16 protein-coding genes are annotated in these 13,531 nt (G+C 66.7%); 13 read left to right on the top strand and 3 right to left on the bottom strand.

From position 1 onward, the window contains the following. Nucleotides 1-4 precede the first annotated feature (4 nt). From GC148_RS07565 to GC148_RS07545, 5 genes are all read left to right on the top strand, one after another. On the top strand, nt 5-913 hold the full coding sequence (locus GC148_RS07565) for a DUF2785 domain-containing protein (protein ID WP_291070060.1): 909 nt from the start codon (nt 5-7) through the stop codon (nt 911-913). A 46-nt stretch (nt 914-959) separates the two neighbouring features. After that, nucleotides 960-2,246, top strand: a complete 1,287-nt coding sequence (locus tag GC148_RS07560) for a glutamate-5-semialdehyde dehydrogenase (protein WP_291070059.1) — start codon at nt 960-962, stop codon at nt 2,244-2,246. Then, the gene (locus GC148_RS07555) at nt 2,243-2,830 is read left to right on the top strand and encodes a nicotinate-nucleotide adenylyltransferase (RefSeq protein ID WP_291070058.1); all 588 of its coding nucleotides are present in this window, start codon (nt 2,243-2,245) and stop codon (nt 2,828-2,830) included. Before GC148_RS07560 ends, GC148_RS07555 begins: the two co-directional genes overlap by 4 nt. Continuing rightward, a complete protein-coding gene (locus GC148_RS07550) occupies nt 2,827-3,567 on the top strand; it encodes a ThiF family adenylyltransferase (protein WP_291070057.1) in 741 nt (246 codons plus the stop codon). The genes GC148_RS07555 and GC148_RS07550 overlap by 4 nt, the downstream gene beginning before the upstream one ends. Before the next feature lie 73 nt (nt 3,568-3,640). Continuing rightward, a complete protein-coding gene (locus tag GC148_RS07545; protein ID WP_291070056.1) occupies nt 3,641-4,648 on the top strand; it encodes an alpha/beta hydrolase in 1,008 nt (335 codons plus the stop codon). A 2-nt stretch (nt 4,649-4,650) separates the two neighbouring features. Here GC148_RS07545 and GC148_RS07540 read toward each other — a convergent pair whose 3' ends face one another. After that, complete coding sequence (locus tag GC148_RS07540) at nt 4,651-5,637, bottom strand: D-glycerate dehydrogenase (RefSeq protein WP_291070055.1); 987 nt, start codon at nt 5,635-5,637, stop codon at nt 4,651-4,653. Nucleotides 5,638-5,773: 136 nt separating this feature from the next. Here GC148_RS07540 and GC148_RS07535 point away from each other — a divergent pair, with 136 nt between their 5' ends. The 7 genes from GC148_RS07535 to GC148_RS07505 all read left to right on the top strand — a co-directional run bounded on the left by GC148_RS07535 (nt 5,774) and on the right by GC148_RS07505 (nt 10,431). Beyond that, nucleotides 5,774-6,277 (top strand): SH3 domain-containing protein, encoded by a 504-nt coding sequence (locus GC148_RS07535; RefSeq protein ID WP_291070054.1) that lies wholly within the window; start codon nt 5,774-5,776, stop codon nt 6,275-6,277. 63 nt (nt 6,278-6,340) lie between these two features. Continuing rightward, the gene (gene fabA, locus GC148_RS07530) at nt 6,341-6,877 is read left to right on the top strand and encodes a bifunctional 3-hydroxydecanoyl-ACP dehydratase/trans-2-decenoyl-ACP isomerase (protein WP_291070053.1); all 537 of its coding nucleotides are present in this window, start codon (nt 6,341-6,343) and stop codon (nt 6,875-6,877) included. 310 nt (nt 6,878-7,187) lie between these two features. Next, entirely contained in the window at nt 7,188-8,006 is an 819-nt protein-coding gene (locus GC148_RS07525; protein ID WP_291070052.1) for an enoyl-ACP reductase, read from the top strand. A 7-nt stretch (nt 8,007-8,013) separates the two neighbouring features. Next, complete coding sequence (locus tag GC148_RS07520) at nt 8,014-8,412, top strand: GFA family protein (protein WP_291070051.1); 399 nt, start codon at nt 8,014-8,016, stop codon at nt 8,410-8,412. A gap of 226 nt (nt 8,413-8,638) precedes the next feature. After that, nucleotides 8,639-8,896 (top strand): YjhX family toxin, encoded by a 258-nt coding sequence (locus GC148_RS07515; RefSeq protein WP_291070050.1) that lies wholly within the window; start codon nt 8,639-8,641, stop codon nt 8,894-8,896. Nucleotides 8,897-8,998: 102 nt separating this feature from the next. Next, nucleotides 8,999-9,754 carry a hypothetical protein gene (locus GC148_RS07510; protein WP_291070049.1) on the top strand — a complete coding sequence of 252 codons (756 nt, stop codon included), beginning with the start codon at nt 8,999-9,001 and terminating at the stop codon, nt 9,752-9,754. 59 nt (nt 9,755-9,813) lie between these two features. Then, complete coding sequence (locus GC148_RS07505) at nt 9,814-10,431, top strand: nitroreductase family protein (protein ID WP_366063422.1); 618 nt, start codon at nt 9,814-9,816, stop codon at nt 10,429-10,431. A gap of 6 nt (nt 10,432-10,437) precedes the next feature. On the opposite strand, the gene GC148_RS07500 is transcribed toward GC148_RS07505, so the two are convergent. Continuing rightward, complete coding sequence (locus GC148_RS07500; protein WP_291070047.1) at nt 10,438-11,259, bottom strand: CAP domain-containing protein; 822 nt, start codon at nt 11,257-11,259, stop codon at nt 10,438-10,440. 53 nt (nt 11,260-11,312) lie between these two features. Then, nucleotides 11,313-11,999 (bottom strand): uridine kinase, encoded by a 687-nt coding sequence (gene udk / locus GC148_RS07495; RefSeq protein WP_291070046.1) that lies wholly within the window; start codon nt 11,997-11,999, stop codon nt 11,313-11,315. A gap of 119 nt (nt 12,000-12,118) precedes the next feature. Between udk and GC148_RS07490 the strand changes: the two genes are divergently transcribed. Then, nucleotides 12,119-13,519 (top strand): pyridoxal-dependent decarboxylase, encoded by a 1,401-nt coding sequence (locus GC148_RS07490; protein WP_291070045.1) that lies wholly within the window; start codon nt 12,119-12,121, stop codon nt 13,517-13,519. Nucleotides 13,520-13,531 lie beyond the last annotated feature (12 nt).

The raw sequence follows: 13,531 nt of genomic DNA, 5'->3' as shown, positions 1-13,531 counted from the left end.
CGCAATGCGAAACCTGCTTTTCCTGTCCACCCTTCTGGTCAGCGCCTGCGCCTCGTCACCTCCTGCCCCGGTGGCGGCATCCGGCTGCACGGTTCCGGCGGGTCTTGCCGTGATGGATGACGCCTGGCTGGAGACGACGCGCGCCATGAGCGCGGAGGTAAAGGCGGCGCTGGTCCTCTCCCTGCCGGACTGTCTGGAAAACCCCGACCCGGCCGTGCGCGACCATTACGCCTATGAAACCCTGTCGGGCCTGCTGCGCGGCGAGGCTGTGGGGCCTGAAACCCTCCGTCCCCTGAAGGCAGAACTGCTGTCGCGCCTCGCCCAGGCCGATGAGGATGCAGGCGGCTTCCGAGGGCCCTTCGCGGCGCTCGCCCTGGCGGAGGTGGCGCGCACGGACCGGATCACGCCCTGGATGGATGAGGCCGCGCGCAGCGCACTGATTGCGGCGGCTCATACCTATCTCGCGAACCTGACGGACTATCGCGGCTTCTCCGACACTGAAGGCTGGCGCCACGGCGTGGCACACACGGCCGACCTGCTGATGCAACTCTCGCTCAACCCCCGACTGACGAAACCGCAGGCCGAAGCCATTCTCGCCGCCATTGCGCTCAAGGTGGGCACGCCCGACCATGCCTACATTTTCGGGGAGAGCGAACGCCTCGCGGCGCCGGTCATGTACCTCGCCCAGCGGGAACTTTTCACCGACGAGGAATGGACGGCCTGGTTCACGGGCCTCTGGCCGGCCGACGATCCGCTGCGCGAGGTCGCCTACCGGTCCGAAGCGGCGCTCGCCCGGCTGCACAACCTGCGCGCCTTTTCTGAGGCCGTGTATGTCAGCGCGGTCGCCAGCCATCAGGACACCTATACCCCCGTGGGCGAGGCGGCTTTCGCCCTGCTGAACCTGCTGCCCTGAGCGAAACCTTGCTTGCGCCGGCCATTTGCGGCACATCCCTCCCACCATGACCCTTGCCACCCAGCCCCCTGACGCGGCCCTTGCCGAACGGATGCACGACATGGGCGCGCGCGCCCGCGCCGCCTCGCGCGTGCTAGGCCTGCTCAGCGCTGACGACCGCACGCGCGGCCTGACCGCTATCGCCGCCGCCATCCGCGCCGCCGCGCCGGAGATCCTGGCAGCGAATGAGGCGGACATGGCTGCGGCCACGGCCAAGGGCCTCGCCCCCTCGATGCTCGACCGGCTGGCACTGGACGCCGGCCGGGTAGAGGCCATCGCCGCCGGCGTGGACGTGATCGCCGCCCTGCCCGATCCGCTCGGCCGGGAACTCGCGCGCTGGACGCCGCCCAACGGGCTGGACATCGCACGGGTGGCTGTGCCGCTCGGCGTGATCGGCATCATCTACGAAAGCCGCCCGAACGTGACCGCCGATGCCGGCACGCTGTGCCTGCGCTCAGGCAACGCTGCGATCCTGCGCGGCGGTTCGGAAAGCCTGCGTTCGTCGCGGGCGCTGGCAGGCGCCATGCGCGCCGCGCTGAAACAGGAAGGCCTGCCGGAGGATGCCATCCAGCTGGTCGACACCGCCGATCGCGAAGCGGTCGGCCACATGCTGACCGGCCTCGGCGGCGCGCTGGACGTGATCGTCCCGCGCGGCGGGCGCAGCCTGGTCGAGCGTGTACAGGCCGAAGCGCGCGTTCCGGTGATCGGCCATCTCGAAGGCCTGTGCCACACCTATATCCATGCCGCGGCCGATCCGGAAAAAGCGGTCAGCATTGCCGTCAACGCCAAGATGCGGCGCACCGGCGTGTGCGGGTCGACCGAGACGCTGCTTGTTGATACGGGCGTCGCCCCGGCCCTGTTGCAGCGCATCGCCGCCGCGCTCGAAGAGGCGGGCTGCGAGCTGCGCGGCGACGGACGTGCCCGCGCCGTGCTGCCCCATATTGTTCCGGCAACGGAGGAAGACTGGTCAACCGAGTATCTGGCGCCGATCCTGTCGATCGCCATGGTCGATGGATTGGAGGGCGCGCTCGCCCACCTCGACCGCTGGTCGTCCGGACATACTGATGCCATCATCACCGAAGACGCCGCAGCCGCCGAAACCTTCCTGGCGCGCGTCGACAGCGCCATTGTGCTGCACAATGCCTCCACCCAGTTTGCCGATGGCGGCGAGTTCGGCTTCGGCGCCGAAATCGGCATCGCGACCGGGCGCATCCATGCGCGCGGGCCGGTCGGTGCGGAGCAGCTGACCACCTACAAATATGCCGTGCGCGGCACCGGACAGGTCCGCCCTTGACGCGCGCGCGCCTGCCCGGTCCGGCGGCGGGACGGCGGATCGGCCTGCTGGGGGGAAGTTTCAATCCGGCCCATGGCGGACATTTGCACGTCGCAGAAACCGCGCTGAAGCGACTGCGCCTTGATGCGGTCTGGTGGATTGTCGCGCGCGGCAATCCGCTTAAATCCGAACACGGATCATTTGGGGCGCGCCTGGCTTCGGCGCGCGCCCTCGCGACCGGCCCGGCCATGCAGGTCAGCGATATCGAAGCGCAGCTGAGCCTCACCTACACCGTCGATACACTGGCCGCTCTGAAGGCCGCCGCCCCCCGGGCTCGTTTCGTCTGGATCATGGGCGCCGACAGCGCCGCCGCCTTCCACCGTTGGAAAGATTGGCAGACGATTGCGCGCATGGTGCCCATCGCGATTGTCTCGCGCCCCGGCACACGGCTCTCGCGCGCCCTGCCCTTCACACGGCGGTTCGCACATGCGCGCCTGCGCGAAGCCGACGCCGCGCGCCTTGCCGGCTGCACGCCGCCGGCCTGGGTGTATCTGCGCGGGTCAGACAATCCGCTCTCGTCCACAGCCCTGAGGCGCGCGCGATGAGCCTGACGGCAGAAGAGATCGACCGCCACCGCCGCCACATCCTCCTGAAGGAGATCGGCGGGCCCGGCGTGCAGAAGCTGCGCGCGGCTTCGGTGTCGATCATCGGCGCCGGCGCCCTCGGCGGGCCTTGCGCGCTCTACCTTGCGGCCGCCGGTGTCGGACGGATCGAGATCTGGGACGACGACACGGTCGAGCGGTCGAACCTGCAACGCCAGATCCAGTTCGGCGCCGCCGACGCCGGCGCGGGCAAGGCCGAGCGTCTCGCCGAGCGGCTGTGCGCGATCGATCCGGACCTGACGATCCTAAGTGTTGCGCGGCGCTTTGCGCCCGGCGAGACGCCCGCCGGCGACATCCTGATCGATGCGAGCGACAATTTTGAAACCCGCTTTGCGCTGAACCGGTTCGCGCATGCGCACCGCCGGCTGCTCGTCTCCGGCGCCGCCAGCGGGTGGACCGGACAGGTCAGCGTCTTCGCCTCTGGCGTGCAGGGCGATGCGCCCTGCTATCAATGCTGGGTGCCCGAATCACCGCCCGCCGCCGAAGCCTGCGACGAAGTCGGCGTCGCCGGACCTGTTACAGGAATTACAGGCTCCGCGATGGCGCTTGAAACGCTGAAGCTCATCACCGGCGCAGGCACGCCGCTGATCGGCCGGATCCAGCTGATTGACGGGCTCAGTGGTACGTCCCGCATGGTTCGCCTGATGCGCGACACTTCATGTCCTGTGTGTCACGTCTGATCTGAGGGTTTGACACCGCGCCACAGGAGGGGGTTATCTCGCGAACGCCCGCTTTGAAAAGTTGCGAATTGCCATGTTCAGACGCCTTCTTGCCGTTGTTGTTACCTTGGGTGTCATCCTGTTCGCCGGGTGGATGACGCTGCGCCGGGACGACATCCCCTACGAACAACTCGAAGCGATCTACGCGAATGCCGACAGTCGTTACATTGCGTTCGGCGATGACATGCGCGTGCATTTCCGCGATGTCGGCCCGCGCGATGGCAAGGTGATCATCCTCGTGCACGGCTTCTCTGCGTCGCTGCACACCTGGGAGCCCTGGGTGAACAACCTGAAGCGCGATTACCGCGTCGTCAGCCTCGACCTTCCCGGCCACGGCCTGTCGCGCTGCCTCGACAACGGAACCATCGGCCCGCAGCAATTTGTCGACACGATCAACCGCGTGGCCAACACGTTGGAGATCGAACGGTTCACGCTCGCCGGAAATTCGATGGGCGGCAGCGCGGCGTGGAACTATGCACTGACGCATCCGGATCGTCTGGACGGCCTCGTGCTGGTCGACTCCGCTGGATGGCCCCATCCCGAAACGGAGGAAGACAGCCGGCCCCTGGTTTTCCGTCTGCTCGACATCGGCCTCGCGCGCCGCGTGATGAAGGATCTCGATCTTTCGACGCTGATCCGGGGCGGACTGGAAAACAGTTTCGGTGATCCGTCTTTCGTTACCGACGAAATGGTGGAACGCTACGCCACGCTGTCGCGTGCGCCCTGCCACCGTGCGGCACTGCTGGAACTCGTCTCCGGCCAGGGCGAACGCCGGGAGGCGACGCCGGAACTGCTCGCGACGATCACCACACCGACGCTGGTGATGCATGGCGAGAAAGACAACCTGATCCCGGTGGAGAATGGCGAGCGGTTTGCCGAAGCGATCCCCGGTGCGAAGCTTATTATTTATCCGGGCGTCGGCCACCTGCCCCAGGAAGAAGTAGCCGAACTTTCGGAAAGCGACCTGCGCGCCTTCCTCGCAAGCGACGTCTACGGCGTTTCGGAAGTAGCCCTTGAAGGACTCTCCGGCCCGGGCAACTGAGGTCAGAGGATGGCAGGGATCACGCGGTCGGGCGGGCGGTGACCGTCGGCAAAGGTCTTGATGTTGATGATGACCTTTTCGCCCATCTCGGTGCGTCCCTCGATGGTGGCCGACCCCATATGCGGCAGGAGCAGCACGTTCGGCAGGCCGATCAGGTCCGGGTTCACGGACGGCTCGCGCTCGAACACGTCGAGACCGGCCCCGGCCAGTTGGCCGCCGCGGATCGCCCGGGCGAGCGCCGCTTCGTCGATCACTTCGCCGCGCGCCGTGTTGATGATGTAGGCTTCCGGCTTCATCAGCGCGAGACGGCGCGTGTTGATGAGGTGGAAGGTGGCGGGCGTGTGCGGGCAGTTCACCGAGACGATGTCCATGCGGGCCAGCATCTGGTCGAGCGAGTCCCAATAGGTGGCCTCAAGCGCTTCTTCGATACGCGGGCCGACCGGCTTGCGGTTGTGATAGTGGATTTGCATGCCGAACGCCTTGGCGCGGCGGGCGACCGCCTGGCCGATACGGCCCATGCCGATGATGCCGAGCCGCTTGCCCGACAGGCGCCGGCCGAGCATCCAGGTCGGCGTCCAGCCATCGAAGCCGCCGCCATCCATGATCTGTGCGCCCTCGTGCAGGCGGCGCGGCACGGCCAGGATCAGCGCCATGGCGACGTCTGCCGTATCATCGGTCAGCACGCCGGGCGTGTTGGTCACCGTGATGCCGCGCTGGATGGCGCTCGCCACGTCGATATTGTCCACCCCGGCCCCGAACTGGGCGATCAGGCGCAGTTGCTGGCCGGCACGCGCCATCAGGCGTCCGTCGATCCGGTCCGTCACGGTGGGCACCAGCACATCGGCCGTCTGCATCGCCTCGGCGAGTTGTTCCTGCGTGAGGGGAATGTCCGCTTCATTCAGGCGAGCGTCGAACAGCTCTTTCATCCGCAATTCCACCGGCGCGGGCAGCTTGCGGGTGACGACGACTTTCAACTTCGAGGCTGGCATGGGACTCCCACAGATGTGCTTATTGTCATTGCCGCTTACCAGAGCATGGCTGCCGCGCCAATGACCCGTCGTTTTACCTGGGATTCATGTGCACCTGAGAGAATGGCTCTCTCCCGGAAATTGCGGAAGGTTGCACATGAAACGGGCAGTTCTTGCACTCGCCCTTGCGTTCGCTTCGACCGGTTTGCCTTCGGCTTCGGCAGGAAGCCTCGAGGAGGTCCAGATCAGCCGGTTCTCCGGCAAGGAAGTGCCGCGCTTCGAATCGCTACGCCATGAGAAGGTGAACGGCCGGATCGGGCCGGGCCGAGACTATGCCGTGCGCTGGGAATACGTCCGCCGCGGCCTGCCGGTGCTGATTCTCAAGGAAAGCGGCGACTGGCGCTACGTGCGCGATCATACAGGCGACGAAGTTTGGATCGAGAAGACCCAGCTGTCCGACGCCCGCAAGGCGCTGACGCGGGGTCCGTTCGCCCTCAAGGCTGGCCGCGCCGACGACAGCCGCGAGATCGCGGCGGTCAGCAAGGACGTGCTGGTGGACCTTGGCGACTGCGAACGCGATGCTTGCCAGGTGACTGCCGGGCGGTATCAGGGCTGGGCACCGCGCGACCTGCTATGGGGCGCAACCGCGACAAAAGGTTGACATTATCGCCGCCAGACGGTGGGAAAGCCGCTTGATTCAGCGCCTTTTGACAGGATAGCCCGCATGTCCGGACCGCACGATTACCACACGCCCAAGTCGTCCTACACCAAGGAAGACCTGCTCGAATCCGGCAAGGGCGGCTATTTCGGCCCCGGCAATGCCCAGCTGCCCGAACCGCCGATGCTGATGATGGACCGGATCACCGAGATCAGCGTTGATGGCGGCACCTTCGGCAAGGGGCACGTGGTCGGCGAACTCGACATCAACCCTGACCTCTGGTTCTTCAAATGCCACTTCCCCGGCGACCCCGTCATGCCGGGCTGCCTCGGCCTCGACGCCATGTGGCAGGCGGTCGGCTACTGGCTTGGCTGGTCGGGCTCGCCCGGCAAGGGCCGCGCCCTGGGCGTCGGCGAGGTCAAGTTCACCGGCGAGATCACGCCGGACAAGAAGCTCGTGCGCTACGAAATCGACATCAAGCGCGTGCGCCGCGGCAAGCTCAACCTCGGGATTGCGGATGGCCGGGTATATGTCGACGGGCAGCACGTCTACACGGCGCTGGACATGAAAGTCGGCCTCAAGAACCTCGCCGAAGAGGGCTGAACGCCCGTCCACAAACTGTCCACAAGACGGCGTGTGGCGTGGCCCGTCCAGACAGGGCATGCTCGCCTGTGAGGCGAGCGATTTGCGGCGCTCAGAAGCCGCCGGCGGCGGCCCAGCACGGCTCGAGGAAAATGCCCACGATCACGAAAATGGCGATGGCAATGCGCATGGTGTCTCCCGGCAGGTCAGCGGGGCCTCGCGCCCCTGTCTGCTACAAGCCGTTTGCACGAAGCGTGCCGCCAACTTGACGTCTCCGCCGGGCCCGCCTAGCCCTCGCGAAAGACGGTAAACTCAATCAAGGGAGGCCCTGATGGCCGATGACTGGAACATGCCCAAGGGCGACCTGATGAAGGGCAAGCGCGGCGTCGTGATGGGCGTGGCGAACCAGAACTCGATCGCCTGGGGCATTTCGAGCCAGCTGGCCGCGCAGGGCGCCGAGATTGCCTTCACCTATCAGGGCGAAAGCCTGGAGCGCCGGGTGCGTCCGCTGATCGAGTCGATCGGCATGGACACGATGATCCCCGCCGACGTCACCGACGACGCTTCGATGGACGCCGCCTTCGCGGCCATCAAGGCAAAGTGGGGCAAGATCGATTTCCTCGTTCACTCGATCGCCTTTGCCGGCAAGGATGAGCTGCAGGGCTCGATGGTCGCCAACACCACCCGCGAGGGCTTCCGCCGCGCGATGGATATCTCCGTGTACAGCTTCATCGATTGCGCACGCCGCGCGTCCGAACTGATGCCGGACGGCGGCTCGATCATCTGCATGACCTATCTCGGCGCCGAGCGCACCGTGCCCTCCTACAACGTGATGGGCGTGGCGAAGGCGGCGCTGGAAGCCTCCACCCGCTACGCGGCGCGCGACCTCGGCCCGCAGGGCATCCGTGTCAACGCGATCAGCGCCGGCGCGATGCGCACGCTGTCGCTGGCCGGCATCCGCGGCGGCAAGAGCCTGATGGGCACCGGGCGCAGCTGGTCGCTGCTAAAAGAAGACACGAGCATGGAAGGCGTCGCTGGCTGCGCGCTTTACCTCCTCTCCCCGCTCGGCCGCTCGATCGCCGGCGAAGTCATTCACGTCGATGCCGGCTTCCACGCCGTCGGCGTGCCGGACGCCAGCGAAGAGGATTAAGCCTTCGATGGTCGCCCGTCTGGCAAGCTGCCGGTGCGGACAGCTGACGGTGACCTGTGAAGGCGAGCCCGTGCGGGTTTCCGTATGCCATTGCCTGAATTGCCAGCGGCGATCAGGCAGCGCGTTTGCGGTGCAGGCCCGCTGGCCTGATGCGCAGGTTTCTGTTTCAGGCACGTTCAAGGAATGGACCGCAATCTCCGACAGCGGCAATCGTGCGACATTCCACTTCTGCCCGGACTGCGGCTCGACCTTGTGGTACACGGCTGAAGCAATGCCCGGGCTAACGGCCCTTGCGGTCGGCGCCTTCGCGGACCCGGCCTTCCCGTCTCCGGAATATTCCGTATACGAAGGGCGCAAGCATGCCTGGGTCGCAATCCTCGGCGAGGGGATCGATCATTTCGTCTGACTTGACGGCGCAACGGCGAAGCGCAAAATAAGTACTCCTATCGGAGTGCCTATGTCTCTGAACCTGTCTGAGTCCCGCTAGAGGGCCTGCCGTTCCCGCACGGATATCCGTGCAAGGCAGGCCGGCGAAAGCGTGAAGCCTGGCGCCCGTCCCGACCGGAGGCGCCAGAGACGTTTTCATGCGCCCCATCCGCCATGGCGGGGCGTGGGACCAGAGACTTCTACAAATGGACATTTCACGCGCTGAACAGCGCATCCTCCACCTGCTCGCCCAGGGCGGGCGGATCGAACTCATCCGCGACGAGACGCGCAAGCCTTTGGAAGTGCATTGCTACACCCGGGACGGCTGGCGGCTCGCCAGTCTCGACATGGAGCTGTTCCGGAAACTGAAGCGGCGACGCACCATCGCCTCGCAAGGCGGCAAGCCGTACCGCATCACGCGGCGCGGCTTGCAGCTCGTCCGGGCCCAGCCGGACAATTGCTGAGCGGATGAAACCGGGTGCGCCGCCAAACTGTGCGGCGCGCCCCTCTTGCCTCGCCCGGTAAATTGCAGGACGTTCCGGCGGTCCATCCAGCGGGGGCCTTCCATGTTGCGCGGTGCAAGTTGTCTGACGACGCCGTTGATTGCCCTCGCCCTTGTGCTGGCGGGTTGCCAGACCCGGCCCGCCCCTCTGCAGCTGCTGGCGGCGGACGGCACGGTCTGTGCCGGTGCCGCTCAGTTCGACGTGGCTAAAATCAAGGCCGCCAACGCGGCCGACGAAGCCGAAAGCGCCGCCTGGATTCTTGAATACACGGCCGCCACGCCGCTGCCGCCTGGCGCAGAAGACGCCGCAACGCGCCTGCGCGTGCGCGTTCCGCCGACCGGCATGTGGCCGCTCGATTCGCGCGTCACGCTCTGGAAAGATGCAGCCGGAACCTGGCAGGTCGCGACGAACAATATCAATTACGGGGCGCCGCCTCCGCCGCCCCCACCTCCCCCGCCGGTCGATGCCGATGGGAACCTGTTGCCGGGATTCGAGGGTTGGACGCCCGAGCCACCTTCGCCGCCGCCACCGCCCTACCTGACCTCCGCGCTGGAGGCCGGCGCGGCAGCAGAGCTCGATGCCTTCCTCGCCGACCCCTGCTTCCTCAACGGGCCGGACCGCCTGAGCCATTCCGTGCCGCTGAACGAGATCGACGCGTACGGGCGTGAGGAATGGCTGTGTCCGCCGGATTCAGCCTATTACATGGCGGAAGTGAAACAGCCCGGCCTGCCGGCGCGCCATATTTCACATTCTTGCTACATGGACTTCGCCGTCTCGAAATTGCTGACGCGCGCCGCTTACCTTCAGGCAAGCCCGTGAAGACGTCGCCCGAAACGCATGTGCCGTTGACCGGATTTCCGGTCTACACGGCGTCCGAGATGCAAGCGCGGGCGGCGGCCTTCCATGATACCATGTCGTCGCGCCGTTCAGTTCGTCAGTTCTCGGACAAACCGGTCGACCGCGCCGTGATCGAAGCCTGCATCCGCACTGCCGCCCGCGCGCCGTCGGGCGCCAATCATCAGCCCTGGTTCTTTGCGTGCGTCGGCAGCGCACAGAAGAAACGCGAGATCCGCCTCGCCGCCGAAGCCGAAGAGCGCGCCTTCTATTCCGGCAAAGCGGGCGAAGACTGGCTGGAAGCCTTGGCGCCGATCGGCACCGATGCCGACAAGCCCTACATGGAAACGGCGCCCTGGCTCATCTGCATATTCGCGCAGCGCCGGGGCGGCGTGCAGGCGGGCGAAGACCGGAAGAACTACTACATCCATGAAAGTGTCGGCATCGCGACCGGCCTGTTGATCGCCGCCTGCCAGATGGCGGGGCTGGCGACGCTGGTGCACACGCCGAACCCGATGGCCTTCCTGAATGGTATATGCGGGCGCCCCGAAACGGAGAAGCCGTTCCTGATCCTTGTGGCGGGACACCCTGCCGACGGCGCGGTGGTGCCGAAGCACGCGTTGATCAAGAAGCCGCTCGAAGCGATCGCCAGCTGGCTGTGAGCCCGCTCAGGGCGTGACGGTGACGGCGGGGCCCAGGAACCGGATCCAGTAATAAGACAGCGCGTCATCGCCGGGCTGGGTGGCGTAGGCGGCGAGCCGGGCATCGCCCCGGCGCGGCGGCAGGGCGACGGCGGGCCCCGCCTCGCCTTCCTCCGTGACCAGATCAAAACGCACGAACTGCCACCCGTCCAACCCGCGCGGCGCGCGCAGGCGCGAGGTGGCGGACAGGCGCAGCGGCGCCGCCTCCGGCAGCGTGCCCGAGAGGCTGAGGAACAGCTGCGTCACCCAGACGCCGCCGCGAGTGCGCACCACGCCGAAGGCCACATGCGTTGCCTTGGGATGCAGGATGTTGGCGCGGTGGCCGGGGCTGTTCATCAGGTTGTTGTGCAGGCGCTGCAGCGCGAAATCCGGATCGATCCGGCCGGAGCCTTTCGAGACGGTCGCGACATTCTCTGCCGAGAAATCCACCAGCGCCGTCCGGTCGAGCGCAGCGATGCGGTACACCCCGTCATGACCATCCGGTCCGTTATGGCCGAAGAAGCCGTTGACCGCCATGTCGAGCGAATGGAAGCGCGCGGCGCCGCGCAGTTCGGGTCGCATCTGCACCGGCGCGAGCCCCGCGGCGCGGCGTTCTTCGTTCACGAGGCGCAGGAAACCCCCTTCAAGCTCGGCATCGAACAGGAAGCCCTCCGGCGGCGCCCTCAGGCAGGCCTCTGCGGTCTCCACATAGCCTGCCACTTCAGGCGGGCGGCCCTCCAGATGCAGGTCGCAGGCGAACGCCGGCAAGCCGGTCAGACCCGTCAGGACAAGGAGCAGGAACCTGTACATGCGCAGGCGAGCCTAGCACGCTTCGCGGCTGCGTTCACCGCCCGGATGGCAGGTCAGATGACGCCGGCCGTCTGCAGGCGCGCCAGCACCGGTGCAAGCATCCGCTCGATGGCATCGGCCGAAGGCTTCACGTCGCCATAGGCCGGCACGCCTTCATCCGCGATCACCAGATCGGCCTCGAACATGGCCGGATAGGTGAAGCGGTAGTGCGCGGCGCGGACCGTGGACATGTATTGCAACAGCACCGAGTCGACCGTGCGGCCGCGCTCGATGACATCGCGGCGGATGCGCCGCGCGAGACGCAGGTCATCGGGCGTATCGACATAGACCGACAGGTCGATGAGGTTGCGGATCTTCGGCATCGACAGCGCGTGGATGCCCTCCAGGATCAGGACGGGGGCGGACTCGATCCGGCGCGTCCGGGCCGAGCGGTCATGGCGGTCATAGTCGTAGATCGGCTGCTCCACCGCCTCGCCGGCCTTTAGGGCTTTCAGGTCGGAGACGAGATGGTCGACTTCCTTGGATTTCGGGTCGTCATAGTTGATGCCGGCGACAAGGGCGTGACGCTCTTCCTCGGTCTTCGGCGAGCCGTAATGACTCATCGGGTGGTAGTAGGCGTCCTCGCCGAACATCACCGCCTTGCCGGGCCCGAGCCGCTCCAGCAGCGCCACAGCCAGCGTCGACTTGCCCGATCCGGACCCGCCGGACATCGCAATGAGGAAAGATTTGCGTTTGGTCATGCAGCGCCTTTAGCGGCAAATACAGAGAACCTTCAACGGAAAAGCGCGCGCCTTGCCCCAACACTTTCCGGGTGGCACGCCGTGCCGTGCGTCGTATGACTGGCGCAAGGGAGACAGGCATGACCGATCCGCTCGACCGGGCCATCGCCCACGCGCGCGTGTGGCTGGACCAACTGGACACAGCGCCGGCAGGCGCGACCGCCACCGCCGCAGACCTGCGCAAGGCCCTCGGCGGCCCCCTGCCCGAGCAGCCGGGCGATCCGGCAGCCCTCATTGACGCCCTCGCAGCCAACACGCGCGGCGGCCTCAATGCCAATACGGGCGGTCGGTTCTACGGCTGGGTGATGTCCGGCGGATTGCCGGGCGCGCTGGCGGCAGACTGGCTTGTCTCGGCCTGGGACCAGAATGTCGGCCTCTACAGCGTCGCGCCGGCGGCCGCGATGATCGAGGACATCACCGGCGCGTGGCTGAAGGAGTTGTTCGACTTGCCGCGCGAGTCCTCCTTCGCCTTCACGACCGGTTGCCAGCTGGCGCATGTAGTCTGCCTTTCGGCAGCGCGCCACCGCATGCTCGCGGCGCGCGGGTGGGATGTGGAGATGCAAGGCCTCTCCGGCGCGCCGGCAATCCGCGTCCTGACGAGTCAGAACCGGCACAAGTCAATCGATGCCGCGGCCCGCTATCTCGGCCTCGGCCAGAACAGCCTGGTCGATGTCGAGACAGGCCCGATGGGCGACATGTCGGCCCGCGACCTGGAGCGCCGCCTCGCAGAAGGCGCCGCCCCGACGATCGTCTGCCTCAACGCGGCAGACCTGAACGTGGGCACCTTCGACGACTTTTCGGTCCTCATCCCGCTTGCCAGGCGCGCCGGCGCCTGGGTTCATGTCGATGGGGCCTTCGGCCTGTTTGCCCGCGTCAGCCCGAAACTCCGTGCAATGACCGATGGCATCGACGGCGCCGACAGCTGGGCGACGGACGGCCACAAATGGCTGAACGTCCCCTATGATTGCGGCATCGCCCTTGTCCGCGACGCCGACGCGCATCGGGCCGCCATGTCGATGGGCGCGGCGTATCTGTCACCGAGCGGTGAGGCGCGCGATCCGAACGACTGGAACCTCGAACTGTCCCGGCGCGCGCGGGCCATCCCGGTTTACGTCGCCCTGCAGGAACTCGGGCGCGAAGGCGTCGCAGAACTCGTCGAGCGCTGCTGCCGGCATTGCCGGGCGATTGTTGAAGGCATCGGCGCCCTGCCCGGTGCGCGCGCGCTCAATACGCCGTCCCTGAACCAGGGACTTGTGCGGTTCGAGGAACCGGGGCGGAGCGACACAGAGAATGACCGGTTCACGGATGCCGTGATCGCCCGGATCAATGCGTCCGGAGAGGCCTTCTTCTCGGGCACCACCTGGAACGGGCGACGCGTGATGCGCGTCAGCGTCGTCAGCTGGCGGACGAATAAGGCCGATGTCGCCCGCGCCATCGCGGCCGCCGCAGCAGCGCTGGGCACCTCAAACATACGCCCATGAAAAAGGGCCGCC

Origin of the sequence: Hyphomonas sp. (assembly GCF_016125515.1) — a bacterium.
GTDB lineage: Bacteria > Pseudomonadota > Alphaproteobacteria > Caulobacterales > Hyphomonadaceae > Hyphomonas.
The sequence above is the reverse complement of the archived record's forward strand: the minus strand, read 5'-3'. Positions and strand labels throughout refer to the sequence as shown.